Here is a 24,374-nt window from a genome sequence, read left to right on the forward strand (position 1 = left end):
GGAATTATGCCTCCGGCTTTTTCGTGCTCAGACAGGCCGGTTCCGCAGCGCTTGCCGAAACGGCGGTCGACGGCACGATCTGGCCCGGCACGAAATCCCGGTGTTCCGCAATCGGGCAGAACATCGAAGGATCACTGCTCTCCGCCAGACAGAACTTCGTGATTTCGATCTTATGCTCCCGGCAGAACGCGGAAAGGCGGTCCACCTTCTCCCGCGAAGCGAGGTCGGTGGCGATGATCACCTTGTCGAACGGAGTTTTCCGGTAAATTTCCTCTAAATCCTGAACGCCGCCCATCACCTTGACGCCGTAGACGTAGAAGCCCTGCAGCGCCGGATCGTCGTCGAGCATCCCGACCAGCTCCTCCGGCCGCTCTCCCCACGCGTGGCTAAACAGATAACCGATGTAGAGCCGGCAGTTCAGCCCTCCGCCGTACACCAGCGTTTTCAGCACCCGGTCCACCGGCTGGTATTGCAGATAGAGTTTCCGGAACAGGAAGTTCTCCGCGTAATTCAGCATGAAACGCTCCAGCTCGACCAGTACGATATTGAACAACACGAACAACATCGCCCCGCTGACGAACCGGGTGTGATTCGTGCCGTAATCATTCACCAGATAAGGGAATTTGAACACGTACAACAACAGAATCGACACCACCGATCCCATCCCCAGCATGATCGCCAGATGCCAGTAGTTGTACAATCCGGCCCGCAGCCAGTAGACCCGGTAGGTCTTGGAGCAGCACAGTGTCACCGCCACCGGCACGAAGAAAAACAAAAACAACTGGAACGTCGGCAGCGTCCGGGTCATGAAAAAGCAACTGACCAGCGCCGAACAGGTCACGATCAGAAAGTCGATGAACGGATGCGTCATCGTCATCAGCACCCCCCGGTGCGGCTTCGACAAACCGCGCTTGATCAGCTCCGCCGAGTCGTAAAGCTCCACCACCGCCAGGCGGCGCACGCAGATCACCACCGCCACGAGCAGGATCATATACGCGATCGCCGGAGCCGAATCCCGCAGCAGCAGGAACGCCAGCGCCACCGCGGAAAAGAGGCAGGCCAGCAGATACATCATCAGCGCCACCGTGGTCTGCTTGCGGGTCTGCCGCAGCAGCCGGTGGTGCAGGTGATCCTGGTCGCCGTCCATGATGCCGCCCGCCTCCGGATTCAGCAGCTTGCGCGTACTGCGCCGCCAGATCGCCAGACAGACGTCGAAAAGCGGCACGCCGACCGCCAGCAGCGGCAGCAAAAGCGAGGTGAACGTCACCACCCGGTCAATGGTGGAAAGCCCGATCACCGCGAAAATCAGCCCGATGAACGTGCTCCCGGTATCGCCGAGAAAAATTCTGGCCGGATGAAAATTGTACCGCAGAAAACCGAGACAGGCCCCGGCCATGATCAACATGCAGACCGCTCCGGCCGGATTCCCGCCGCCGATCAGGAACCAGATCGCCATGCAACAGGATGAAACAATAGCCAAACCGGCGGCCAGCCCGTCCAGCCCATCGATCAGGTTGAAGGCGTTGATGATCCCGATCACCCACACCGCGCACAGAATCAATGACACGAACCACGGCAGCTCGATCCCGCAGACCACGTAACGCAATTCATCCCCGCTGAACCAGATGATTCCGGCCACCAGAATCTGCACCAGCAGCTTGACCATCGATTTCAGCTCAAACCGGTCATCCAGCATTCCCAGAATGCCCAGCACCGTTGCCGGAACCGCCAGACGCGCGAACAGCTTCATGCCGCCTTCAGCCAGTTTACTGTCCAGCGCGAAAAAGAACAAAGTGATGAAAAACGCCAGAATCACCGCAATCCCGCCGCCGCGCGGGATGGGTTTGGCATGGATATGGCGGCCGCCCGGTTTATCGATGTAGCCGAGTTTCGGCAGCAGCCGGATACAGATGCCGGTAAATACCAGCGACAGGAACAGCGCCATCACCGGAAAGATGAACAGTCCGGCATAATGTTCGAAAAAGCTCAGCATAATTTCTTATTTATTCCGGGAAACGGCGGCATTTATGAAAAACCACCTCCCGGCTGACGGCGAAACCGTCCCTTCCCCTAAACGTTTCGTTTCAGCGTTATGATTTGCAGACGCGTTACAATATATTGCCATTCGCGGCTCAAGTCAAGTTGAATCGTTCCTCGCCCTGCCGTATTGCGCTTTTTTCTCCGCCCCCATCCCGGCCCGCCGGTTGCAAAAGTCCGTTCGGGTGTTATATTAAATGGATATCGAATTTGTATTTCAACGGCTATTGCAAACACTTTGAGGTATCATTTTGGCACAGACAGAGAAGCTCATCACTCCCGCTTACATCTTCGACTTCCTCAAGCGGAAGCGGCACCGGATCCTCTTTACGGCAATCATCAGTTTCTGCGTACTGTTCCTGATCTGTCTGCTGGCATTGTTATTGTTGCCCTCCGACCGGGTCTTTTCCCAGAAAATCCGCATTCAGCTCAACAGTACCAACAACGGCAGCACCATCACCTATCCGAGCGGCAAGACCTTCAACCAGCTCGATATCATCAGTCCGGCAGTGCTCAAGCAGGTCTACACCGATCAGAACCTCGCCTCGGTCATTCCGTTCGACAAGTTCCAGAATCTGTTCTCCATCGTCAGCTATTCCCGGAAACTGGCGCTGCTGGATGCCGACTTCGACCAGAAGTTGGCCAAACGCAACCTCTCCGTCGTCGATCTCAACCGGCTGGAAGCCTCTTATAATAAGAAATTGGCGGCACTGGACAAATCGACTTACCGGATCAATATGGAGCCGAGCATCCACCTGACCAATGAGAAATCCGTCCAGATTCTCGCCGCCATCCCGCAGACCTGGATGACCCTGTACCGGAAGATGGAAGGCGACAAGCTCCCGCAGACCGACTTCGACACCAATTTTGAAAAGAAACTGCGCACCGAACTTCAGACCAGCCGCCTGATCGCGCTCGACCGCGCCACCTACTACAACGATCAGCTGCTGAAGCTGTGCGGCACCCTGCAGCCGCTGCTGGAAAACCGCAACATCAGCCTCGCCTCCGGCGAATATCTCAGCGATCTGGTCGAATCGCTGCAGTGCATCCGCAAATATCAGCTTGACCTGCTGCGCCAGATGATACTGACCAGCAGCAATCTGCGCAGCGATCTCGACCTTTATTTCATCAAGAGCCAGATTCAGTATCTGGAGCAGGAGCTTACTTCGCGCCGGGCGCAATACGACAGCATCGGCAAATCGCTTTCCATTGTGCAGGCGCCTTCCCGGAGCGCAGCTGCGGCCAAAGCGGACGGAGGCCCCCAGCAGATCAGCCTTGATTCGACCGTCTTCACTCAGATTGCCGATCTGGTGCGCAGCGACGCCAGCAACGAGACCCGCCGGAAGCTGGCCGACCTGAATGTAACCATCGGTCAGGATATCGCCCGCCTTCAGGCCCGGCTGCAGTATTACCAGCAGATGCTCAGCGATCTGGAACGCTCCAAGAACACCGCGGGTAATGTCGAGCTGTTCAATCAGGAGTTTGTGAAGATGGTGAACAACCTGATCGCCACCAGCGCCAAGATCAGCAGCTTCAAGCAGCTGCTCACCAGGGACTATCTCTCCAATCTTGAGTTCTACAGCCCGACCAGCCAGGTTTCGCTGCTGAAGGCCCGTCTGGTCTCCCCGCTGAAGCTGATCGTATTCACATTCGGAATCTGGGTTCTCTTCAACCTGCTTCTGATCGCGATCGATTTCGCCCGCGATTTCTACACGGGCCGCGACGACAACTCCCCGCAGGAAGCATAACCCTCAATCAACGGCTCCAGAGGGCGGCGAAACAAAACATCATGAAACGCCAGTCAGGCTCCGTTCAACGCTCTGCGGGCGGCAGGTTGGCATGCGAATCCTCTTTCCACCGTCGACCGACCACGCCCCCGTACCGCACCGTCCCCAACCCGGCGGCGGCGCCTTGCCGGACGCGGGGAGCGCGGCACGAGGCGGACACGCCCCCCGCATACCGCCGTTCGAGGCCGTTCACCCTCATTGAGCTGCTCGTGGTCGTGGCGATCATCGCGGTTCTGGCGGGGATGCTGCTGCCCGCGCTGAACCAGGCCCGCGAAAAGGCGAAAGGGATCAAGTGCCTCGGCAACCTGAAACAGATCGGCACCGCAAACCAACTGTACGCCGACGATCACGACGACCTTTTCGTGCCCTACACCACCAGTACCGGGATGGCGGGCGCCGGGGACTACTGGCTGGGCGAGAAACTCGACTCCGAATACTTCGACCTGACGACCAGCCCGCTGCTCGGCCCCTACTACGGCAACGCGAAATACCTGACCGTCTGTCCGGGGGCGGTTCTCGAAGGCGATCCAACCCATGTGAAGGGGGGCGGCTACGGCTATAACGGCAAGTGGCTCGGACGCCACGGCAGCAGTTCCTCGCCGCCGGTCACGTTCAAGCGTTCCACGATGCGGGCGGTTTCGACGACCGCCGCCTTTGCGGACTGCGCCAACCACGGCAGGACCAACACCAAGCCGCTGGCTTATTCGCCCTACCTCGACCCCAAAGTGCATCCGGACGGGGACCGCACCAGATACGGTTCCACCCACTTCCGTCACGGCGGGATGGCCGGTATTGCGTGGCTGGACGGGCACAGTTCTTCCGAACCGGTCGGCAGCCTGAATCCGGAACCCGGCAAATCGGATAAAATCGGCTGGCTCGGCGCCGAGGACGAGGACTTCTACAACCCGATGCGGCGCAGCGACCGGATCGATCCGGCGGATTGAGCGTTTTTTCCGGCATTTTTCCTTTGTAAAACCGGGTTCCGGCAGTATATTATAAGTCCTCAAGGACCACAGCAGGTGAATCATGGTGAAATTCCGTGGCTGTCGCGCAACCGTATAGTCGGATCCCGCGCTGAGGTCGAATTTTCAACCGATTCCGGCGCAAAGCGAACGCCGGGATTCCAAATTGTGCGCGCAACACAAGAAGGAAAAGACCATGCAGAAAAAAATCTCACTCCAACGCCGTCACCCCATTCACCGACGAACCGCCAAGTTCACCCTCATTGAGCTGCTCGTTGTCATAGCGATCATCGCGATTCTGGCGGGGATGCTGCTCCCGGCGCTGAATCAGGCCCGCGCCAAGGCACAGGCGATCAAATGCCTCAGCAACCTCAAGCAGATCGGTTCATCCAACCAGATGTACGCCAACGACTTCGACGACCTGTTCGTCGCTTACAGCACTCCCGGGGAGCAATACATCATGGGCGGCGACGGAGATTTCTGGTTTGGAGTCAAGAGCGGCGACACCTATGACCTGACGACCAGTCCGCTTCTCGGCGTCTATTACGGCAATACCGAATACCTGACGGTCTGTCCGGGAGCTGTGCTTTCCAGCAACGACCTGACCAAAGTGACCGGCGGCAGCGGCTACGGTTACAACGGCAAATGGCTCGGACGCTACGGCAGCAAAAGTTCCCCGAAAATTATCCTGAAACGTTCCGCAATGCGCGTGACCTCCCGGACGGTCGCATTCGCGGACTGCGCCAACCACGGGCGGAGCGGCGCCGATTCCCTGACGATGACCCCCTACCTCGACGCGCGGAAACAGCCGGACGGAAAAATCACCACCAAAGGCTCCACCCACTTCCGGCACAGCCGCATGGCTAATGTCGCATGGGTGGACGGCCACGCTTCCGCCGAACCCGTCGGCATTCTCAACGACGGTCTCGGGCGCGTCGACCTGGTCGGCTATGCGGGGGCGCAGGATGTCGATCTTTACAACCCGACCCGCCGGAGCGACGACCCCAATGAATAATCCCGCCCTGTCCAGAAAACCTTCCCGCGGCCTGATGGGCTTCCCGTCGGAACCGCAGGAGCATCCGCAGACGGTATGGGCGGAGGCGCTCGCCGATGACGACGGCGGGCGGCGGACTCTTTATCTGCACATCCCGTTCTGCCGGAGCCGGTGCAGTTTCTGTTTGTTTTACTCCGGTTCCGCGACCGATTCCGAACGGGCCGGTTACGTGCGGCTGCTCGCCAAAGAGCTGAACGACTGGGCGGAACGGCTTCCGCCGTCACCGATCAACGCGGTCTACTTCGGCGGCGGCACGCCGAGCGATCTGGCCCCGCAGGAGATGGAGCTGCTGCTCGGCATCCTGCGGAGCCGCTATCCGCTCGCAAACGACTGCGAAATCACCCTTGAAAGCCGGTTGAACGGCCTCACCGACCGGAAAATCGACGCGGCCATCGCGAACGGCGTGAACCGTTTCTCACTCGGCGTGCAGACCTTCGACACGGAACTGCGCCGCAGGCTCGGACGGGTTTCGGACCGCGAAACGGTACTGGATACGCTCGGACGGCTGACCGCCCGGAATCAGGCTTCCGTCGCGGTCGACCTGCTCTACGGGCTGCCCGGCCAGACGCCGGAACTGCTGCTGGCCGATCTCGAAACCCTGCTCAACTCGGGTGTTTCCGGCCTCTCTTTTTACCGGCTGAACGTGCGGCCGACCTCGGAGCTGGCCGGCCAGCTCGCGGCGGGAACCATGCCGCCGGTTCCGCCGGAAGAAACGATTTACCGGCTCTACGAGCTGGCTGAAGAACGGCTGGAGGCGGCGGGAGTGAAACGGCTCAGCTTCAAACATTTCTCTTTCGATCCGCGCGAACGCAACCTCTTCAACGAGATTTCAGCGTGGAAAGTCCCCTGCCTGCCTTTCGGTTTGAAAGCGAGAGGGCGGCTCGGCGCGTACCAGTTCAGGCAGACCGTCGATATGGCCGTGTACCGCTCCTGCGTTGAAACCGGGGCAAAACCGGTGGAACGGGCGGGGAAACTGCCGCCGGACTATCCGGTCGCATTCCGGCTGACGGGGCAGTTGAACAGCCGCATGACGGCCGATCCGGCCTTCATTGCCGCCGCAGCACCGCCGGAATTGCGCGAAACAGTCCGCCGGGTGCTGTGCAAACAGCTCTCCGAACTGGAACGCGAGGGTTTGACCGCAGCAACCACTTACGGCGGCTGGAAGCTGACCCGCATGGGCCGTTTCCGCTTTTATCCGGTTGCGACCCGCCTGCTGGAGGAAATCGCCAAATGCTGGGAGATGGAATCGAAATGAGACTCCTGTCCTTTTTCTGTTTTTTCTTCACCCTGTGTGCGGTTCAAGCCGCAGCGTCTGGCATCGTGTCGGAAACGGCGGAAAGCATCCGTTACCGCCAGCCGGACGGCCTCGAAGTCACCCTGCCGAAACATCCGAAACGGGTAGTGGTCGGCTACGGTTCGCTGGTGCCGGTCTGGTACTGCGCCGGAGGCACGGCGGTCGCGATCCCGGAAGTCCAGTCCAAAAATGCGCTGCCGGAAGCGGCGCGCGGCCTGCCCACCGTCGGCACGTTCAGCACCCTGAACACCGAGAAGGTGCTGGAACTGCGCCCCGATCTCGTGGTGCTGATCAACAAGCTCAACAGCCACCTGCGGCTGCGTAAACTGCTCACGGCCATGAAAATTCCGGCATTTACGGTCAAATACGACAACTACCGGGATTTTGAAGCGCTGACCGACCTGTTCCGCCGGCTGAACAATACCGATCCCGCCCGGTGCGCGGCCGCCCGGCAGGTCACGGACAGCGTGAACCGGATCGTCGCGCAGGCCAGACAATATCCCGCGCCGCGTTTCACCACCGTATTCGCACAGGCCGCCGGTTTCCGGGCCGAAACCGACCTTGCCAACACCAGCTGCATGTTGTCGATGCTCGGCGGCAAAAACACCGTGCCGCCTTCCGACGGGCTGCGCACCGGTTTCAGCATCGAACAATTGCTGCTCGACAATCCCGACGTGATCTTCGTGGTGATGATGGGCAACAACAAGGCACTGGAAAAGAAGTTCCGTCACGAGATCATGAGCCAGAAAGCGTGGCGGGAGCTGGATGCCCACAGGACGGGGCGGGTGCATTTCCTGCCCTCCGACCTCTATCTCTATCTGGCGGGGCCGCGCTTCCCGGAGGCGTTCCTCCATCTCGCGCAGCTGCTCTACCCCGGCAGGGAGTTCGCCAGATGAAACGATATGCCGGATTCCGCCTGGCGGCGATTCTGCTGCTGTTGATTTCCGCGCCGTTCTGCGGCGCGGCGGAGCCCGGTATTGTTTCGGAGGATGAAAGTTCCCTGACGTTCCGCCAGAATGACGGCACAGAAGTAATATTGCCCAGGCGTCCCGGCTCTACCGTGATCTGCTACAGTTCGCTGGTGCAGGTCTGGTATGCGGCGGGGGGAACCGCCGTTGCGATTCCGGCGGTCCCGACGCGGGACACCCTGCCCGAGGCCGCCCGCGGCCTGCCGCAGCTCGGCACGCACAACACCATGAGCGCCGAAAAAATCATGATGCACCGTCCCGATCTCGTGCTGCTGAACGACAAGCTGCCCGGCCACCGTCAGTTGCGCCGGACGCTGGCAGAGCTGAATATTCCGGCGGCCTGCATCGACTACCGCAACTACCGGGATTTCCGGGAGATTTTTGAATTGTTCCGCCGCCTGAACGGCTCCGGCGCCAGCGCCGACGCGATCACCGGCAAGGTGGATGCGCTGTGCGCGCAGGCCCGGAGGCTCCCCTCCCCGGCATTTGCGTCGATCTACATCGGCGTCGGCATCCGCGCCGAAACCGACCGCGCCAACGCGGCCTGCATGGCGGCGCTGCTCGGCGGCAGGAACATCGTGCCGCCCGGCAGATCGTCGCGCGGGCCGTTCAGCTATGAACAACTGCTGCTGCGCGATCCCGACGTGATCTTTCTGGTGACCACCGGAAACGTCGCCGGGGCGCGCGAGGTATTCCGAAAGGAGTTCGAGGCGCGGCCGGAGTGGAAATCGCTGCGGGCGGTGAAAAACAACCGGGTCCACTTCCTGCCGCCGGATCTGTTCCTCTATTTGCCCGGAAGCCGTTTCCCGGAGGCGTTCCGGCATCTTGCGAAACTGCTTTATCCCGATCAGGAGTTTATCGAATGAGTTTCAAAACCTTTTCCCGTTCCCACGCGGGACGGATTTCCATCAATTTCGCGCTGCTGGCGCTGCTCTGTCTTGCGGTGCTGGTCAGTCTGCGCTTCGGGTCGCTGCGGCTCGGTTTCGGGCAGATCCTCGAAACGCTGTGGTGCCGTTCGGGGGATATCCCCTATCAGATCATCTTCAACATCCGGCTGCCGCGCATCCTCCTGGGAGCGCTGGTCGGCGGCAGCCTTGCCGTTTCCGGCGCGATCCTGCAGGGGGTGATGCGCAACCCGCTGGCCGCGCCCGGCATCATCGGCGTATCGGCGGGCGGCGGGCTGGCGGGCATCCTGGTGATGCTGGCGCTGCCGCAATTCGGACATCTGCTGGTGCCGGCGGCCTTCGCCGGCGCGCTGGCCACGGCGGTGCTGGTGTATCTGCTCGCGTGGAAGCGCGGCGTGAACCCGGTCCGGCTGATCCTCTCCGGCGTCGCGGTGGCCGGGATGCTCGGCGCATTCAGCAGCACCATTCTGCTGTTGAATGCGGACAAGGCGGGCGGCGTATTGGATTTCTCAATCGGCACCTTGTCCGCCCGGAGCTGGCCGCAGATCGAACAGGTCTGGCTCTACATGGCCGCCGGATTCGCCGCCGCGATGCTGATGTCCAACAAGCTCAACATCCTCGCGCTCGGCGACGAGGTCGCGACCGGGCTGGGGATGCGGGTCGAACGCATCCGCCTTCTGCTGCTGGCGACCGCCGCGCTGCTGGCGGCGGCTTCAGTCAGCGTCGCGGGGCTGCTCGGCTTCGTCGGGCTGATCGCGCCGCACATCGTGCGCATCCTGATCGGTTCGGACAACCGCTATCTGCTGCCCGGCGCCGCCTTGTTCGGCGCGCTGATGGTCGTCGCATGCGACACCGTCGGGCGCATGGCGATGGACCCGTCGGAACTGCCGGTCGGAGTCATCATGTCGCTGCTGGGGCCGCCGTTTTTCCTGTGGCTGCTGAGGAGGCACAACTATGAAGCTTGAAGTACAGGAGCTCCGCGCCGGGTACGGCGCCAAGCTGGTGCTCGACGGCGTCGGGCTTACCGTCCCCGAAGGGAGCATCGTCACGCTGCTCGGTCCCAACGGCTGCGGCAAATCCACCCTGCTCAAGGTGATCGGGCGGCTGCTGAAGCCGAAATCCGGCAATGTGCTGCTCGACGGCAAGGCGGTCCACGCCTGCGACACCGCCGCGCTGGCGCGCCGGATGGCGATCCTGCCGCAGCTGCACCACGCCTCCGGTGAAATCACAGTCAATGAACTGGTCGGTTTCGGGCGCTTCCCGCACCGCACCGGGCTTGGCGTGATGAATGCGCACGACCGCGAGGTAGTCGCCGAGGTGCTCCGGATGACCCGGCTGACCGAACTGCGGAACCGCCGCATCGCAACCCTCTCCGGCGGCGAGCGGCAGCGGGCGTGGATCGCGATGACCCTCGCGCAGCAGCCGCAACTGCTGCTGCTCGACGAGCCGACCACTTTTCTCGACATCCGCTGCCAGTTCGAGATCATCGAGCTGGTGCGCGACCTGAACCGGCGGCTCGGACTGACCGTGCTGATGGTGCTGCACGACCTGAACCTCGCGGCGCGCTGTTCGGACCGGCTGGTCACCCTGAAGGACCGCAAGGTCCGCCATGCCGGAACGCCGCAGGAGATCCTCCGCCCGGAGATTCTCCGCGAAATCTTTGAAATCGAAGCCGAAATCACCACCGGGAAAGACGGCGTCCCGTACTTCATCCCGACCGGAACCGCCCGCAACCCACAGGAGGACCGCCAATGAAAACCCTTGTCGTCTACTCCAGCCGCACCGGCAATACCGAAAAGCTCGCCCGCGCGATCGCCGGGGCGCTCGGCCCCGACTGCACCCTGAGTTGCGCCGAAGACGCGCCGCCGCCGGAGAAATTCGACTTCATCGCCTTCGGCTTCGGTGTCTACCGGGGCTGGCCGGACGGGGAGCTGCGCAGCTACATGCTCCGCGCGAAGCCGCGGTACGCCGGGATCTTCCTGACGCTCGGCGCGTACCCGGATTCCGAACACGCGCAAGTCTGCCTCGCCCGCGCCGAGGGGATGCTTCCGGCCTCGAAGGTGCTGGCCAAACTCGCCTGCCACGGCGCCTACGCTCCCGGCATGGTCGAACGCATGAAGGCCCGCCCGGCGGGAAGCGCCCACGGCTGGGACGAGGAGCGCGCCGTCCGGGTAGCCGCCGCCGCCGGACATCCCGACGCGGATGACCTCTCCCGCGCGCAACAATTATTCAAAGCAGCGCTCGCCAAAGCGGTTCCGCCGCCGGATGACGGCAAAAAGGCGCTGGTCGCCGCATGGTTCGGCACCGCCGTCGATGCCGCGCGCGAAGCGTATGACCTCGCCGAGTCGCAGCTTCCCGTCAAGCCGCTCCGCGCCTACACCTCGCGCTTCGTGCGCCGCAAGCTCGGCGGTGAAGTCCCGTCGCTGCCCGGTGCACTGCAGCGGCTTTACCTCGACGGCGTACGCCATGTGAAAGTGCTGGCGGGGCTGCTCGCGGCAGGCGAGGAATACGAGCTGCTGCGCTCCGACCTCGAAGCGTTCCGCAATCCGCTGACCGGCTTCGATTCGCTGTCGGTCACCGCGCCGCCGTTGTCCACGCCGGAGCGTTTGCGCCGTTTCCTCGACGCGGTCACGGCGGAGCTGCCGGACGCGCCGGTACTGTTCATGGGCCACGGCCACGCCGACGGCCGCAGCGATTTCCAGTACGATGCGGCGGCGGCGGAGCTGGCGAAGTACAATCCGGCCTGGCGTCTCGGCTGCGTCGAAGGGGGCCGTTCGCTCGACACGCTGCTGCCGGAGCTGAAAAAAGCCGGAGTGCGCCGGCTTGAATTGCGTCCCTTTCTGCTGGTCGCGGGCGACCACGCGGTGAACGACCTCGCCGGAGCGGAACCGGGTTCATGGAAGTCGCAGCTGGAAGCGGCGGGCATCGAATGTACCGTTGAACTGCGCGGGCTCGCCGCTTATCCCGCCGTCGCCCGGTATTTCGCGGAGGAAGTGGAACGTCTTGGGTAAGCACCGGAAAAAACGGCCTTTACGCCTGCTCGCAGCCGCAGCGGTTTCCGCCGCGGCCACGCTCGGTGCGGCCTCCTGCCTCAAGCCCGGCACGCTCGGAGCCAATTTGAATACGGTTCTGCACATCCTCGTCGAAGTCGGGGCGCTGACGCTGGCAGCGGCGGTGCTGGAGGCGCGGGGACTCCTGCGCCGGATCGGGATTGTTTTCGCGCCGCTGGTGCGGTTCAGCCGGCTGCCCGCCTCCGTCGCGGCGGCGATGACCGCGGCACTGGCGTCAGGTTCGGCCGCCGCGCTGATGCTCGCCGACGCCCGCGAAGAAGGGAAGCTCGGCCGACGCGACATGATCTACGGCGCGCTGGCCTGTTCGCCGGTGTCGATTTTCATGTTCAACCTGACGGTCATGTTCCCGGTGCTGGCGATCCTGAAAACGGCGGGGATGTGGTACTATCTCGCCAGCTATCTGTCGCTGGCGGCGATGCTGCTTTGCGTACTGTGCACCGCCCGGCTGACCGCGCCGTGCCGGGGCGTCCCGCCGGAATACGCCGCCGCCGGAGCCGAAGTTGCCCCGTGGCCGCAGGCGTTCCGGCACGGTCTCGCGCGCACCGGCAGATTCCTGCTGCGGGTCGCGCTGCTGACCATGCCGGTCCTGCTGTGGACGGCGGCGGCGGTGCAGCACGGCGTTTTCGACTTCACCGGCAAACTGCCCGCCGGAGTGCGCGACTACCTGCCGCCCGCCGCGTGGACGGTCTTCGCTGCCCGTTTCGGCGGGATGCTCAGCGCGGCGGGCGCGGCGGCGGAATTGCTCAAACAGCAGCTTTTATCGACTCCGCAGCTGGTATTGGTGCTGTTGGCGGGTAATATTATCAATGGGGTCATCCGCACGCTGCGGCGGGGCATCCCGGTTTCGCTCGGCATCTATCCGGGTGCGGACGGGATGTTGATTGCAACGATTTCGACTGCGCTGCGCGCGGGGATGACTCTGATTGCGCTGGGTATAACCATGGTGGTGATCCATTATGAATCCTGATATTCAACACGGCGGCGACCTCGCCGAACTCGCCCGCAGGGCGAACTGCGCCCCGGCCGAACTCGCCGATTTCAGCGTGAACCTGAATCCGGCGGGTCCGCCGCCGGGAGCGTTCGAGTGCTACTTCCGCAGCTTCGACCTGCTGAACCGCTATCCCGAACCGCACGCGGAGAGTCTGGTGCGGCTGATCGCCGCGAAGCTCAACCGCCCCGACGCCGAGGTGATCGCCGGGAACGGCTCAAACGAACTGCTCGGACTTGCGCCGGAGGCGTTCGCGCCGCCGCGGGCGCTGATCGTGACGCCGGGCTATCTCGAATATGCGCGCGCCTGCGAAAAGGCGCACGTCCCGGCCGAGGAGCTGCGGCTCACCCGTGCCGACGGCTTCCGGCTTGATCCGGCGCGACTGGCGGCGGCGGTTCGGCCGGGCGACCTGGTGCTGCTCGGCAATCCCAACAATCCGACCGGGCAGCTCACGCCGCGCGCCGGACTCCTGCCGGTGATCGAGGCGAATCCGCAGGCGCTGTTCCTGATCGACGAGGCGTTCATCGACTTCGTCCCCGAAACGGAATCGCTCGCGGCGGTGCGGCTGCCGAATCTGCTGGTCAGCCGTTCGCTGACCAAATTTTACGCACTGCCGGGGCTGCGGATGGGATTCCTGACCGGCCCCGCGCCGCTGATCGCGAAGCTCCGCGCCCGGCAGGGGGTCTGGAGCACCGCGACACCCGCGATCGAGATGGCGAAGTTCCTGCTCGGATTGCCGCCGGAATGGGGCGAAAACTCCCGCCGCGAAACCGCGAAACTGCGCGAACGGTTCGCCGCTAAACTCGCCGCGCTTCCCGGAATTGCGGTCCATTTGTCGGACGCGAATTTCCTGCTGCTCGAAACCGATCGTCCCGGCCTTGCGGAGCGGCTGCTTTGCGAACACCGGATCGCAGTGCGCTGCTGCGCGAACTATCCGGGGCTGGGGCCGGAGTATGTGCGCGTCGCGGTCCGGCCGGAAAAGGAGCAGGACCGGCTGCTCAACGCGCTCGCCCCGAAAACCTTCGCGCTGCCCCGCCGCCGCACGCCCGCCTTGATGCTGCAGGGGACCTGCTCCAACGCGGGCAAGAGCATCCTGACCGCCGCGTTCTGCCGGATTCTGCTGCAGGACGGCCGGCGCGTCGCCCCGTTCAAGGCGCAGAATATGGCGCTCAACTCCTATGTGACGCCCGACGGCGGCGAGATCGGCCGGGCGCAGGCGGTACAGGCCGAAGCGTGCCGCCTCGATCCCGACGTGCGGATGAATCCGATCCTGCTCAAGCCAGAAAGCGACCTCGGCAGCCAGGTGATCGTGAAAGGGCGCGCGATCGGCCACATGAAAGTGCGCGAATATTACGCGAACAAGCCCCGGCTGTGGGAGACCGTCAAAAGCTGCTACGACAGCCTCGCCGCCGAATACGACGCGATCGTACTCGAAGGCGCGGGCAGTCCCGGCGAGGTGAACCTCAAGGCCAACGACATCGTGAATATGAACATGGCCGCCCACGCCCGGGCGAGGGTGCTGCTGGCCGGGGACATCGACCGGGGCGGCGTGTACGCCTCGTTTCTCGGCACCTATGCGACGCTGACGCCCGCCGAACGCGAACTGCTCGCGGGTTTCGCGGTCAACAAGTTCCGGGGCGACCCGTCGCTGCTGGCCGACGCGCACAGCTATCTGGAGCGGGCCACCGGCAAGCCGGTGCTCGGCGTGGTGGACTGGCAGCCGGACCTCGGGCTGCCGGAGGAGGATTCGGTGAATTTCTCCTTCATCCGCCCCGCGCCGAAATACGACCGGACGCTCGACCTCGCGCTGATCCAGCTCGGCCATATCGCGAATTTCACCGATTTCGTGCCGTTCGAGCTGGAGCCGGATGTGACGGTGCGCAAAATCCGCCATGCCTCCGAGCTGGGCGAACCGGACATCCTCGTCCTGCCCGGCAGCAAGAGCGTCGCCGCCGACCTCGCGATGCTCGACCGCGAGGGCTTCCGCCCCCTGATCCGCGAACTCGTGGCGCGCGGCTGCCACTTCGTCGGCATCTGCGGCGGGCTGCAGCTGGCGGGGCGGGAGTTCCTCGACCCGGAAAAGGTCGAATCCGGCGTGACCCGTGCCGAACCGCTCGGACTGCTCGACCTCGTGACCGTGATGCGCCCGGCCAAGCGGCTGTGCCGCACCCGCGCGGGCGAGTTCTCCGGCTACGAAATCCACCACGGCGAAACCGGATCGCGCGATCCTGCCGTCACGGTGCGGCGCGCGCCCGACGGCAGCGCGATCGGCTTTGAGAAGGGGCGGATCTTCACCAGCTATCTGCACGGCGTCTTCGACGATGACGCGTTCCGCCGCCGTTTCCTCGACCGGGTGCGGCTCGGCCGGGGCTGGCGGCCGCTCGGCGGCGTGACCGCCCGCTACGGCACCGAGGAGGCGCTGAACCGGCTCGCCGACCATGTCCGCAGCCGGTTCGATATGAAGTATATCTATCAACAGATGGGGTTGAAGTGATGCTGAACGAAAAAGACCGCGACGCCGGGCTGCTGTTCAACCTGACCGGCGACGGCAAAGGCAAGACTTCGGGGGCGCTCGGCATGACGGTGCGGGCGCTCGGCTGGGGCTGGCGCGTCGCGGTGGTGCAGTTCATGAAAGGAGACCGGGAGACCGGGGAGCGCAGCTTTTTCCGCACCCGTTTCCCGGAGATGATCTTCGAGCAGTACGGGCTGGGGCTGCTCTCCCGCCCCGGCGACCACGCCGGGATGGCGCAACGCGGCTGGGCGCGCGCCGGGGAACTACTCGCGGAATTTCCCGGCGAACTGCTGGTGCTCGACGAACTCAACAACGCGCTCGCCCACGGCTTCGTCGACCTCGACGAAGCACTCGATGCGCTGAAACACCGCCGGGAGGCGCTGAATGTGATCGTGACCGGGCGGTATGCGCCGCCGGAGCTGGTCGAACTCTCCGACCTCGTCTCCGAAATCCGCGAGATCAAGCACCCCTACCGGCGCGGCATCCCGGCGCGGAAAGGATTGGACTACTGATGGAACACCGACTGTTGTGGGACCTGACCGGCCCCGAAATCGAGGCGGAGAGCTTCCGCCGGATCGACGCCGAAGCCTCGCCGGAGCAACGGGCGCGCTTCACCGCCGCCGAATGGCATGTCGCGCGGCGGCTGGTGCACACCACCGCCGACTTCGGCATTCTCGACTTTCTGAAATTCACTCCGGGCGCGGTGGAATCGGGGCTGGCGGCGCTGCGGCGCGGCGCCTTGATCTACACCGACTCCAATATGATCAAGTCGGGGCTTTCGGTGCCGAAACTGCAGAAATTCCACCCCGGCTACACCCGCGACGCGATCCTGTGCCCGGTCGCCGATCCGGCCACCGCCAGGCTCGCCGCCGAACGGTCGATCACCCGCGCGCTGGCGGCGGTCGAGCTTCACGCCGAACGGCTCGACGGCGCGATCTTCCTGTGCGGCAACGCCCCGCTGGCGCTGGCGGGCATGGTGAAGCTGGCGCTCGAACGCGGCATCCGCCCGGCGCTGGCGGTCGGCATGCCGGTCGGCTTCGTGAACGTGGTCGAATCCAAGGAGTACCTGATGGAGACCGGCCTCGAATACATCACGCTGGCCGGGCGGCGCGGCGGCAGCCCGCTCGCGGTCGCCACGTTGCACGGGATCATCGAAAATGCTTAGAAACGGCTACACCACCGGGAGCTGCATGACCGCCGCCGCCTGCGCCGCATACCGCGCGCTGAAAACGGCGGAGCGCCCCGCGTCGATCGAACTGCGATTGCCGAATGGTGGCCTTCTGACCGTCCCGGTCGCCGAAGTGCGTCCCGGTTTCGCGGCGGTGATCAAGGACGGCGGCGACGATCCCGACGTAACCACCGGCCACCGCGTCGAAGTCGCGGTCGAACCCTTTGACGGCGTTCCCGGCCCGCGCGATTACTCTGACGGCAACCTGGTGCTGACCGCCGGGAGCGGCGTCGGCGTCGCGACCCGTCCGGGGCTGGCGGTGCCGGTCGGCAAATGGGCGATCAATCCCGGCCCGCGCCGGATGCTGCGCGACAACCTCCGCCCGGAGCGCCGGATGCGGATCACGGTGTCGGTGCCGGACGGGGAGGCGCTCGCCGCCGAAACATTGAATCCGGCGCTCGGCGTCGAGGGCGGCATTTCGATCCTCGGCACTTCGGGGATCGTGCGCCCCTACTCCAACGCCGCCTATGCGGCGACCGTCGCGCTGCAGTTCCGCAGTCTCGCCGCCAGCGGGTTCACCGTCGGAGCGACCGCGACCGGCAGCCGCACCGCCGCCGCGCTGCGCCGCGACTACCCGGAGCTTGCGCCTCAAGGGGTGGTCGAGATCGCGGACTTCATCCATGTCGCGGTCCGCGCCGCCGCTTCCGCCGGGCTGGAGAAACTGATCGTCGGCTGCATGCCGGGCAAGCTCTTCAAGTATGCGTGCGGCGAAAAGAACACCCACGCCCACAAAAACCGGCTGCTGATGGGCCGCCTCGCCGAACTGAATGTGCCGCTGCCCGCCGGAGTCGATCCGGCCCGCTTCGAAAGCATGGGCGAACTCAAAGCCGCGCTCGCGCCCGAAGCGTACCGGGCGGCGCTGGAGGCCCTGAAGCCCCTCGCGCTCCGGGTTCTGCGCGGCTGGGGCGGCGCGCTGCCGGTCGAACTCGCGCTCTACAATGAGAAAGGAGAACGGCTGTGAATCCCATCCATGTCATCGGCGTCGACGGCACGCCGTGGAACGAAATCGCGCTCGGCCTGCTGCGCGCCGCCGACACCGTCTGCGGCGGCAGGCGGCTGCTCGAACGGCTGCCCGGCGACTGCCGCGCGGAGCGGATCGTCCTCGATGCGGCGCTGCTGGCCGACTTCGACGCGGTGGCGGAACGCGCCCGGCGCGGGCATACCGTATTTCTCGCCTCCGGCGACCCGCTCTACTGCGGGATCGGCGCCACGTTGCGCCGCAGATTCGCGCCGGAGGAACTGGTGATCCACCCCGCCCCGACCGCGTTCCAGCAGCTCTTCGCCCGCCTCGGGCAGCCGTGGGAGGAGGCGCGGCTTTTCAGCGTGCACGGCAGCGGCGCTCCGCTGCCGTGGCGGCGGATTCTGGCGGCCCCGCTCGCGGCGGTCTACGGCGACCACCGCCGTCCGGCGCGCGCGCTGGCGGAGGAGCTGGCCGAACGGTTCCCGGAAGCGGCGGCGCGTCCCGCCGCGGTCGGCTGCGACCTCGGAGAAACCGGCGAATATGTGAAAATTGCGACGCTCGGCGAGCTGGCGGAGGATGCCGCCGCCGCGCGTCCGCTTTCGGTGCTGGCGCTCCTGCCCGGCCCGCAGCGGCCCGAACTGCCGCTCGGACTGCCCGACGAAGCCTACCGCCACCATAAGAATATGATCACTCACCCCGAGGTGCGCGCTGTGGTGCTGGCGAAGCTCCGCCTGGCGCCGGGCGTGCTGTGGGACATCGGCGCGGGCAGCGGTTCGGTCGGTCTTGAAGCGGCGGAACTGTGTCCGGGCCTCGAAGTCCACGCCGTCGAAAAGGACGCGGAGCGGTTCGCCGACCTCGAAGCCAACCGCGCCGCCGCCGGAGTGCCGGGACATCACCCCCACTGCGGCGGTTTCCTCGAAGTCGAACCGTCGCTCCCCTCCCCCGACCGGATTTTCGCGGGCGGCGGCGGCGCGGAGCTGCCCGTCATCCTGCGGACCGCCTTCTCCCGGCTGAAGCCGGGCGGCGTGCTGGCCGCCACCGGCGTGCTGGTCGAAACCGTCGCGGTGCTGTCGACCGAGCTGGCCGAATACCGCACCGAGCTTGTAACGTTGAATCTCAGCCGGGCGCTGCCGCTCGGTTCACAGGAATATTTCAAGGCGGAAAACCCGATCGTCATCGCGGTCTACCGCAAACCGGAGAATCCATAAATGGCAGGAACCATCACTTTCGTCGGAGCCGGGCCGGGCGCGCCTGACCTGATCACGCTTCGCGGCGTCGAAGCCCTGAAACGCGCCGACCTCGTGATCTACGCGGGGTCGCTGGTCAATGAGCAATTGCTCGACTACGCCCCTCCCGCCGCGCGCCGGGTCAACAGCGCCGGACTCGACTTCACCGCCGTGATCGCCGAAATCAAGGCCGCCTATGAAGCGGGCAAGGCCGTGGTGCGGCTCCACACCGGCGACCCGGCGATGTACGGCGCGGTCGCCGAGCAGTATCGCGAACTCGACCGCCTCGGGCTGCCTTACAGCGTCGTCCCCGGCGTCAGCAGCGTATTCGCGGCGGCGGCGGCGTTGAAAACCGAATTCACCATGCCCGGCCTGAGCCAGAGCGCGATCCTGACCCGCGACGCCGGGCGCACCCCGGTGCCGGACGGCGAGGCGCTCGAAAAACTCGCCGCCTGCGGCTGCACGCTCTGCATCTTCCTGAGCGTGGCCGGAATCCGGCAGCTGACGCAGAAACTCCTCGCGGCGGGCCGTTCGCCGCAGACCCCGGCGGCGGTGGTCTACCGCGCCAGCTGGCCCAACGAGATCGTGGTGCGCGGCACCGTCGCCGACATCGCCGGCAAGGTCGAGGCCGCCGGAATCAAGCGCCAGTCGATCATCATCGTCGGCGAGGTGCTCGAACGGAGCGGCGAACTTTCCAGTCTGTACAACAAGCACTTCGCGCACGGCTACCGCACCGCCGATCCGCGCGACGGCTTCCACGGGCGCTGCGCGCTGTTCGCGCTGAGCGCCCAAGGGACCTGCAAGGCCGTCGAAATCGCGGCGGGGCTGGGCGACGAAGCGAAGGTGTTCGTGCCGGAAAAACACGCACACCTCGTCCCCTGCGCACGCCTCGAAACCTACCCGGAGGGGGGCTTCGCCGACACCTACACCGGCGCATGGAAGAGATTTGACGCGCTGGTGATGGTGATGGCCGCCGGGATCGTGGTGCGCCACGCGGCAAAACTCTGCCGCAGCAAGCTGCACGATCCGGCGGTGGTGGTCTGCGACGAGGCGGGCGACTATGCGGTCAGCCTGCTCTCCGGCCATCTCGGCGGCGCGAACCGCCTCGCGCGGGCGATCGCCGGGATCACCGGGGGCAAACCGGTGATCACCACCGCGACCGATGTGCGCAAGTTAATGGCGTTCGACGAACTCGCCGCCCGTTTCCGCTACCGGCTGCTGAATCCGAAAGCGCTGGTCAGGATCGCGACCGCGATGCTCGACGGCGAAGCGCTGGAGCTGACCATGCCGCCCGCGCTGTTCCAGAACTTCTACGCGGACAACCCGGAGTTCCGTTATCAGGGCGCCTCTCCCGACGGCGCGATTCAGGTCCGCCACGCCGCGAGCGACACCGTCCTGCGCCTGGAAAAACTCCGCTACGCCGTCGGCGTCGGCTGCCGCCGCAACGCCCCGGCGGAGGAGATCGCCGCCGCCGTCGACGCCGCGCTCGAAACGGCGGGGCTGGTCTACGACGACATCGACTGTTTCGCCTCCATCGACCTCAAGCAGGATGAAGCGGGGCTGCTCGAAGCCGCGAAAAATGCCGGAAAGACGGTGCGGTTCTTCACTGCCGCCGAACTGAACCGGATCGAAGTTCCCCATCCGTCGCTCGCCGCGCGCGAGAAGCTCGGCGTCAATTCCGTTTCGGAGGCCGCCGCGCTGCTGGCCGCCGGTCCCGGCGCACAACTCGTCCTCGACAAACAAATTCACTCACAGGCAACCGTCGCCATCGCGGAGGTGAAATCATGAATCCCCCGATCGTCTACGCCGTCGGCATCGGCCCCGGCAGCCCCGAACTCCTGACCCCGCAGGCGCGGCAGGTATTGGAAAGCTGCACCGTCGTCGCCGGCTACAAGCTCTATCTCGACCTGATCGCCCCGCTGGTTGCGGGCAAGAAGCTGATCGCCGGAGCGATGCGCGGCGAACTCGACCGCTGCCGCCGGGCGCTCGACGCGGCGCTCGAAGGCGAACGGGTCGCGGTGATCGGCTCCGGCGACGCGGGCATCTACGGCATGGCCGGGCTGCTCTACGAGCTGACCGAACTCGACCGTTACCGCCATATCGCAATCGAAGTGGCGCCCGGCATCACCGCGGCGGTCGCGGCGGCGGCGCTGGCGGGGGCGCCGTTGATGAACGACTTCGCGGTCCTGAGCCTCTCCGACCTGATGACGCCGCGCGAAGTGATCCTGAACCGGCTGGAAAAAGTCGCGGCGGCGGACCTCGTGACCGTGCTCTACAACCCCGCCAGCACCAGACGCCGGGAACTGCCGGAGCGGGCGGTGGAGATCTTCCGCAGCCACGGCGGCAACCTGCCGGCGGCGCTGGTCCGCGACGCCTACCGCGGCGGACAGTCGGTGAAACTGGTCACGCTCGATGAATTTCCGTTCGCCGAAGTGCAGATGACCACCGTCGTGATCGTCGGCAACTCCGAAACCATCGCCCGCGACGGCAAACTCTACGTGCGGCGCGGCTACAAGGAGAAATACGGCCTTGAAAAGTGAGCAGTCGGCATTCCTGATCGCGGGAGTCAATTCGGGCAGCGGCAAAACCACCGCCACGCTCGGGCTGCTGCGCGCCCTCGCCCGGCGCGGGCTGGCGGTCGCTCCCTTCAAATGCGGGCCGGACTACATCGATCCGCTGTTCCACCGCATCGCGGCGAGGCGCGATTCGCGCAACCTCGACACCTTTCTGATGGGGTGCGACGGGGTGCGGGACTCCTTCCGGCGCAACGCGGCCGCGGCGGACGCCGCCGTGGCCGAAGGGGTGATGGGGCTTTTCGACGGCAGCCGCCCCGGTTCGGCGGCGGGCAGCAGCGCCGAGCTTGCGGAGCTGCTGGAGCTGCCGGTGCTGCTGACCGTCAACGCGCGCGGTCTCTCCGGCTCCATCGCTCCACTGGTCAGGGGTTTTTGCGACTGGAATCCGCGCCTGCGCATCGCCGGGGTGATCGCGAATTTCACCGGCAGCGCCCACCACTGCGAACTGCTGGCCGAAAGCCTGCGCCTCGCCGGACTTCCCCCGCTGCTCGGCGCGCTGACCTACGACGAAGCCGTGGCGCTCCCCGAACGCCATCTCGGACTTGCGACCGACGCCGAAGCGGACGGGCTGATCGAACGGACCGCCGACAAGGTCGAACGCGAACTTGATCTCGACCGCCTCCTCGCTCTCACCCGGCGCCCCGTTCCGGCGGCTCCGGGTGCGGCCCCTCCGGTTCCGGCCCGCGCCCGGCTCGGCATCGCCCGCGACGCGGCGTTCCAGTTCTACTACGCCGACAATCTGGCGATGCTCGAAGCGCGCGGCGTGGAACTTGTCCCCTTTTCGCCGCTCGCCGACTCCGCCCTGCCGTCCGGCCTCGGCGGGCTGTACTTCGGCGGCGGCTTCCCGGAACTTTACGCGGAGCGCCTCGCCGCCAACCGCGCGATGCTCGACGCCGTGCGGGAGTTCGCCGCCTCCGGCCGCCCGGTCTGGGGCGAATGCGGGGGGCTGCTGTACCTGCTCGAAGAACTGACCGATTTCGACGGCAGGTGCCACGCGCTCGCCGGAGTGCTGCCCGGCCGCGCAAAGATGAACCGCAAACTCGCCGCCCTCGGCTACCGCGAGCTTGAAACCCGCATGCCCTCCTGTTTCGGCCCCGCCGGGACCCGGCTGCGCGGCCATGAGTTCCACTATTCGAGCGCGGAGCTGCCGTCCGGGGCCTCCCCGCTTTTCGCGGCGCGCAATCTCCGGGGCGAAGCCGTCCCCTCCGCCGCCGGCTGCGCGGCCGGGAACGTCGCGGGCAGCTATATGCACCTTCACTTTGCGTCCAACCCGGCGGTGCCGGACGCATTCGCGGAGGCGCTGAAATGAACGATCTGCTGCTGCTTCTCGGCGTCGCCTTCGCGCTCGACCTGCTGATCGGCGATCCCCATTCGCCGCTGCATCCGGTGGCGCTCTTCGGCAACTATGCGGCGAAAGTCGAAGCCTTCGCCCGCCGCCGGTTCGGCTCCACGGTCAGAGCGGGGTTCCTCGGCTGGTGCCTGGCCGCGCTGCCCCCGGCGCTGTTCGCCGCGGGAAGCATCCTGCTGGTCCGGCGCGGATTCGGTCCTCACGCCGCCGCTGTCGCCGCCGGAGTCTGGCTCTATATGACCATCGCGCTGCGCAGTCTCGTGCAGCACGCCGAGGCAGTCCGCAGGCCGCTGGCCGCCGATGACCTTGTGTCCGCCCGCCGCGCGCTGTCGATGATCGTCAGCCGCGACACCGCCGGCCTCGACCGGTCCGAAATCGTGCGCGGCGGCATTGAATCCATCGCCGAAAACCTGATCGATGCGGTGACCAGCGCCCTTTTCTGGGCCGTGGCGGGCTATCTCGCCGGAGGCGCGGCGGGCGCGGCGGGCGCGGCGGTGCTGCTCCGCGCGGTGAACACCCTCGACGCCGGCTGGGGCTATAAAAATGAACGCTACCTCGCCTTCGGCCGGGCCGCCGCCCGGATCGACGACGCGGCCCACTTCATCCCGGCCCGGCTGACCGTGCCCGCGATCGCGCTGGCGGCGCTGCTGCTGCGCGGCAGCTTCGGCCGGACGTTCCTGACGGCACTCCGCCACCGCCACGACCACCCCAGCCCGAACTCCTGTTACGGGATGGCCGGTTTCGCGGGGGCGCTGCGCATCCGCCTCGGCGGCCCCACCGTCTACGACGGCGTGTTGGAGCCTTATCCGTACTGGGGCGACGGCCGTGCCGAACTGACGCCGGGCGATCTTTGCCGCGCCGAACTGCTGGCGGTCGCCGCCACGTTGTTTTTCACGTTGATTTTGCTTGCAATCACGGAGGTTCTATGGATTCAAAGCTGATTCTGGTCACGGGGGGGGCGCGCAGCGGCAAAAGCTCGTTCTCCGAGCGGCTGATCCTCGAAAACTGCCGCCGCCCCGCCTACGTCGCGACCTGTCCGGTGCTCGACGCGGAGACCGCCGAACGCATCCGGCTCCACCGCGCCCGCCGCGAAGCGGGCAACTGGATCACCGTCGAGGAGGAGACCGATCTCGCCGCCGCTTTCGACCGCGCCGAAGCCGCGCGCGCCGACGGCGTGCTGGTCGACTGCCTGACGCTCTGGATCAACAACCTGCTGTACCGCAACCCGGAGTTCAGCGAACAGGGGATGCGCGAAACGCTCGCGGAACTCCTGCCGCGAATGCGCTGTTTTCCCGGCCCGGCGGTGCTGGTGCTGAATGAAGTCGGACTCGGCCTGGTGCCGGAAACTCCGCTCGGACGGCGTTTCCGCGACCTCTCCGGGCGGTGCGGACAACTCGTCGCGGCGGAAGCCGACGAGCTTTATTTCGTCGTATGCGGCATTCCACAAAGGATCAAATGAC

At 65.4% G+C, this 24,374-nt stretch carries 21 protein-coding genes and 1 riboswitch; of the genes, 20 read left to right on the forward strand and 1 reads right to left on the reverse strand.

Annotation, left to right across the window (positions count from 1 at the left end; translation table 11 throughout):
* Positions 1-4: 4 nt before the first annotated feature.
* Positions 5-1,993 (reverse strand): hypothetical protein, encoded by a 1,989-nt coding sequence (locus tag C8D82_RS15690; RefSeq protein ID WP_116885236.1) that lies wholly within the window; start codon positions 1,991-1,993, stop codon positions 5-7.
* A 295-nt stretch (positions 1,994-2,288) separates the two neighbouring features.
* Between C8D82_RS15690 and C8D82_RS15695 the strand changes: the two genes are divergently transcribed.
* The 20 genes from C8D82_RS15695 (at position 2,289) to cobU (ending at position 24,373) form a co-directional block, all read left to right on the forward strand.
* Positions 2,289-3,785: a hypothetical protein gene (locus tag C8D82_RS15695; protein ID WP_116885237.1), complete on the forward strand. Its 1,497-nt coding sequence runs from the start codon at positions 2,289-2,291 to the stop codon at positions 3,783-3,785.
* A gap of 41 nt (positions 3,786-3,826) precedes the next feature.
* A complete protein-coding gene (locus C8D82_RS15700; protein ID WP_116885238.1) occupies positions 3,827-4,768 on the forward strand; it encodes a type II secretion system protein in 942 nt (313 codons plus the stop codon).
* A gap of 56 nt (positions 4,769-4,824) precedes the next feature.
* A riboswitch (adenosylcobalamin-variant (AdoCbl-variant) riboswitch) is annotated at positions 4,825-4,905 on the forward strand.
* 77 nt (positions 4,906-4,982) lie between these two features.
* On the forward strand, positions 4,983-5,801 hold the full coding sequence (locus tag C8D82_RS21335) for a prepilin-type N-terminal cleavage/methylation domain-containing protein (RefSeq protein WP_147835503.1): 819 nt from the start codon (positions 4,983-4,985) through the stop codon (positions 5,799-5,801).
* On the forward strand, positions 5,794-7,095 hold the full coding sequence (locus C8D82_RS15710) for a radical SAM protein (RefSeq protein ID WP_165833124.1): 1,302 nt from the start codon (positions 5,794-5,796) through the stop codon (positions 7,093-7,095). Before C8D82_RS21335 ends, C8D82_RS15710 begins: the two co-directional genes overlap by 8 nt.
* Positions 7,092-8,030: an ABC transporter substrate-binding protein gene (locus C8D82_RS15715; RefSeq protein WP_165833125.1), complete on the forward strand. Its 939-nt coding sequence runs from the start codon at positions 7,092-7,094 to the stop codon at positions 8,028-8,030. Before C8D82_RS15710 ends, C8D82_RS15715 begins: the two co-directional genes overlap by 4 nt.
* Complete coding sequence (locus tag C8D82_RS15720; RefSeq protein ID WP_116885241.1) at positions 8,027-8,968, forward strand: ABC transporter substrate-binding protein; 942 nt, start codon at positions 8,027-8,029, stop codon at positions 8,966-8,968. The genes C8D82_RS15715 and C8D82_RS15720 overlap by 4 nt, the downstream gene beginning before the upstream one ends.
* Complete coding sequence (locus C8D82_RS15725; protein WP_116885242.1) at positions 8,965-9,972, forward strand: FecCD family ABC transporter permease; 1,008 nt, start codon at positions 8,965-8,967, stop codon at positions 9,970-9,972. Before C8D82_RS15720 ends, C8D82_RS15725 begins: the two co-directional genes overlap by 4 nt.
* Entirely contained in the window at positions 9,962-10,762 is an 801-nt protein-coding gene (locus C8D82_RS15730) for an ABC transporter ATP-binding protein (protein ID WP_116885243.1), read from the forward strand. Before C8D82_RS15725 ends, C8D82_RS15730 begins: the two co-directional genes overlap by 11 nt.
* The gene (locus tag C8D82_RS15735) at positions 10,759-12,018 is read left to right on the forward strand and encodes a sirohydrochlorin cobaltochelatase (RefSeq protein WP_116885244.1); all 1,260 of its coding nucleotides are present in this window, start codon (positions 10,759-10,761) and stop codon (positions 12,016-12,018) included. Before C8D82_RS15730 ends, C8D82_RS15735 begins: the two co-directional genes overlap by 4 nt.
* Positions 12,011-13,045: a hypothetical protein gene (locus C8D82_RS15740; RefSeq protein WP_116885245.1), complete on the forward strand. Its 1,035-nt coding sequence runs from the start codon at positions 12,011-12,013 to the stop codon at positions 13,043-13,045. Before C8D82_RS15735 ends, C8D82_RS15740 begins: the two co-directional genes overlap by 8 nt.
* Entirely contained in the window at positions 13,035-15,560 is a 2,526-nt protein-coding gene (locus tag C8D82_RS15745) for a cobyric acid synthase (protein WP_116885246.1), read from the forward strand. Before C8D82_RS15740 ends, C8D82_RS15745 begins: the two co-directional genes overlap by 11 nt.
* Entirely contained in the window at positions 15,560-16,090 is a 531-nt protein-coding gene (locus C8D82_RS15750) for a cob(I)yrinic acid a,c-diamide adenosyltransferase (RefSeq protein ID WP_116885247.1), read from the forward strand. The genes C8D82_RS15745 and C8D82_RS15750 overlap by 1 nt, the downstream gene beginning before the upstream one ends.
* Positions 16,090-16,743 (forward strand): precorrin-8X methylmutase, encoded by a 654-nt coding sequence (locus tag C8D82_RS15755; protein ID WP_116885248.1) that lies wholly within the window; start codon positions 16,090-16,092, stop codon positions 16,741-16,743. The genes C8D82_RS15750 and C8D82_RS15755 overlap by 1 nt, the downstream gene beginning before the upstream one ends.
* Entirely contained in the window at positions 16,736-17,767 is a 1,032-nt protein-coding gene (gene cbiD / locus C8D82_RS15760; RefSeq protein ID WP_116885249.1) for a cobalt-precorrin-5B (C(1))-methyltransferase CbiD, read from the forward strand. The genes C8D82_RS15755 and cbiD overlap by 8 nt, the downstream gene beginning before the upstream one ends.
* The gene (gene cbiE, locus C8D82_RS15765) at positions 17,764-18,975 is read left to right on the forward strand and encodes a precorrin-6y C5,15-methyltransferase (decarboxylating) subunit CbiE (protein ID WP_116885250.1); all 1,212 of its coding nucleotides are present in this window, start codon (positions 17,764-17,766) and stop codon (positions 18,973-18,975) included. Before cbiD ends, cbiE begins: the two co-directional genes overlap by 4 nt.
* A complete protein-coding gene (gene cobM, locus C8D82_RS15770) occupies positions 18,976-20,781 on the forward strand; it encodes a precorrin-4 C(11)-methyltransferase (RefSeq protein WP_116885251.1) in 1,806 nt (601 codons plus the stop codon).
* The gene (gene cobJ / locus C8D82_RS15775) at positions 20,778-21,533 is read left to right on the forward strand and encodes a precorrin-3B C(17)-methyltransferase (protein WP_116885252.1); all 756 of its coding nucleotides are present in this window, start codon (positions 20,778-20,780) and stop codon (positions 21,531-21,533) included. The genes cobM and cobJ overlap by 4 nt, the downstream gene beginning before the upstream one ends.
* Entirely contained in the window at positions 21,523-22,875 is a 1,353-nt protein-coding gene (locus tag C8D82_RS15780; RefSeq protein WP_207776155.1) for a cobyrinic acid a,c-diamide synthase CobB, read from the forward strand. Before cobJ ends, C8D82_RS15780 begins: the two co-directional genes overlap by 11 nt.
* Entirely contained in the window at positions 22,872-23,855 is a 984-nt protein-coding gene (gene cbiB, locus C8D82_RS15785) for an adenosylcobinamide-phosphate synthase CbiB (protein WP_116885253.1), read from the forward strand. Before C8D82_RS15780 ends, cbiB begins: the two co-directional genes overlap by 4 nt.
* Entirely contained in the window at positions 23,840-24,373 is a 534-nt protein-coding gene (gene cobU, locus C8D82_RS15790) for a bifunctional adenosylcobinamide kinase/adenosylcobinamide-phosphate guanylyltransferase (RefSeq protein ID WP_116885254.1), read from the forward strand. The genes cbiB and cobU overlap by 16 nt, the downstream gene beginning before the upstream one ends.
* Position 24,374 lies beyond the last annotated feature (1 nt).

The organism is Victivallis vadensis, from assembly GCF_003096415.1.
GTDB classification, from domain to species: domain Bacteria; phylum Verrucomicrobiota; class Lentisphaeria; order Victivallales; family Victivallaceae; genus Victivallis; species Victivallis vadensis.

Excerpts from the sequence above, each read along its gene's own strand:
- cbiD (WP_116885249.1), top strand. The coding sequence starts at position 16,736 with ATGCTTAGAAACGGCTACACCACCGGGAGCTGCATGACCGCCGCCGCC.
- cobM (WP_116885251.1), top strand. The coding sequence starts at position 18,976 with ATGGCAGGAACCATCACTTTCGTCGGAGCCGGGCCGGGCGCGCCTGAC.
- C8D82_RS15755 (WP_116885248.1), top strand. The coding sequence starts at position 16,090 with ATGGAACACCGACTGTTGTGGGACCTGACCGGCCCCGAAATCGAGGCG.
- C8D82_RS15700 (WP_116885238.1), top strand. The coding sequence starts at position 3,827 with ATGAAACGCCAGTCAGGCTCCGTTCAACGCTCTGCGGGCGGCAGGTTG.
- C8D82_RS15690 (WP_116885236.1), bottom strand. The coding sequence starts at position 1,993 with ATGCTGAGCTTTTTCGAACATTATGCCGGACTGTTCATCTTTCCGGTG.
- C8D82_RS15735 (WP_116885244.1), top strand. The coding sequence starts at position 10,759 with ATGAAAACCCTTGTCGTCTACTCCAGCCGCACCGGCAATACCGAAAAG.
- cbiB (WP_116885253.1), top strand. The coding sequence starts at position 22,872 with ATGAACGATCTGCTGCTGCTTCTCGGCGTCGCCTTCGCGCTCGACCTG.
- cobU (WP_116885254.1), top strand. The coding sequence starts at position 23,840 with ATGGATTCAAAGCTGATTCTGGTCACGGGGGGGGCGCGCAGCGGCAAA.
- C8D82_RS15745 (WP_116885246.1), top strand. The coding sequence starts at position 13,035 with ATGAATCCTGATATTCAACACGGCGGCGACCTCGCCGAACTCGCCCGC.
- C8D82_RS15725 (WP_116885242.1), top strand. The coding sequence starts at position 8,965 with ATGAGTTTCAAAACCTTTTCCCGTTCCCACGCGGGACGGATTTCCATC.
- cobJ (WP_116885252.1), top strand. The coding sequence starts at position 20,778 with ATGAATCCCCCGATCGTCTACGCCGTCGGCATCGGCCCCGGCAGCCCC.
- C8D82_RS15750 (WP_116885247.1), top strand. The coding sequence starts at position 15,560 with ATGCTGAACGAAAAAGACCGCGACGCCGGGCTGCTGTTCAACCTGACC.
- C8D82_RS21335 (WP_147835503.1), top strand. The coding sequence starts at position 4,983 with ATGCAGAAAAAAATCTCACTCCAACGCCGTCACCCCATTCACCGACGA.
- C8D82_RS15715 (WP_165833125.1), top strand. The coding sequence starts at position 7,092 with ATGAGACTCCTGTCCTTTTTCTGTTTTTTCTTCACCCTGTGTGCGGTT.
- C8D82_RS15710 (WP_165833124.1), top strand. The coding sequence starts at position 5,794 with ATGAATAATCCCGCCCTGTCCAGAAAACCTTCCCGCGGCCTGATGGGC.
- C8D82_RS15720 (WP_116885241.1), top strand. The coding sequence starts at position 8,027 with ATGAAACGATATGCCGGATTCCGCCTGGCGGCGATTCTGCTGCTGTTG.
- C8D82_RS15730 (WP_116885243.1), top strand. The coding sequence starts at position 9,962 with ATGAAGCTTGAAGTACAGGAGCTCCGCGCCGGGTACGGCGCCAAGCTG.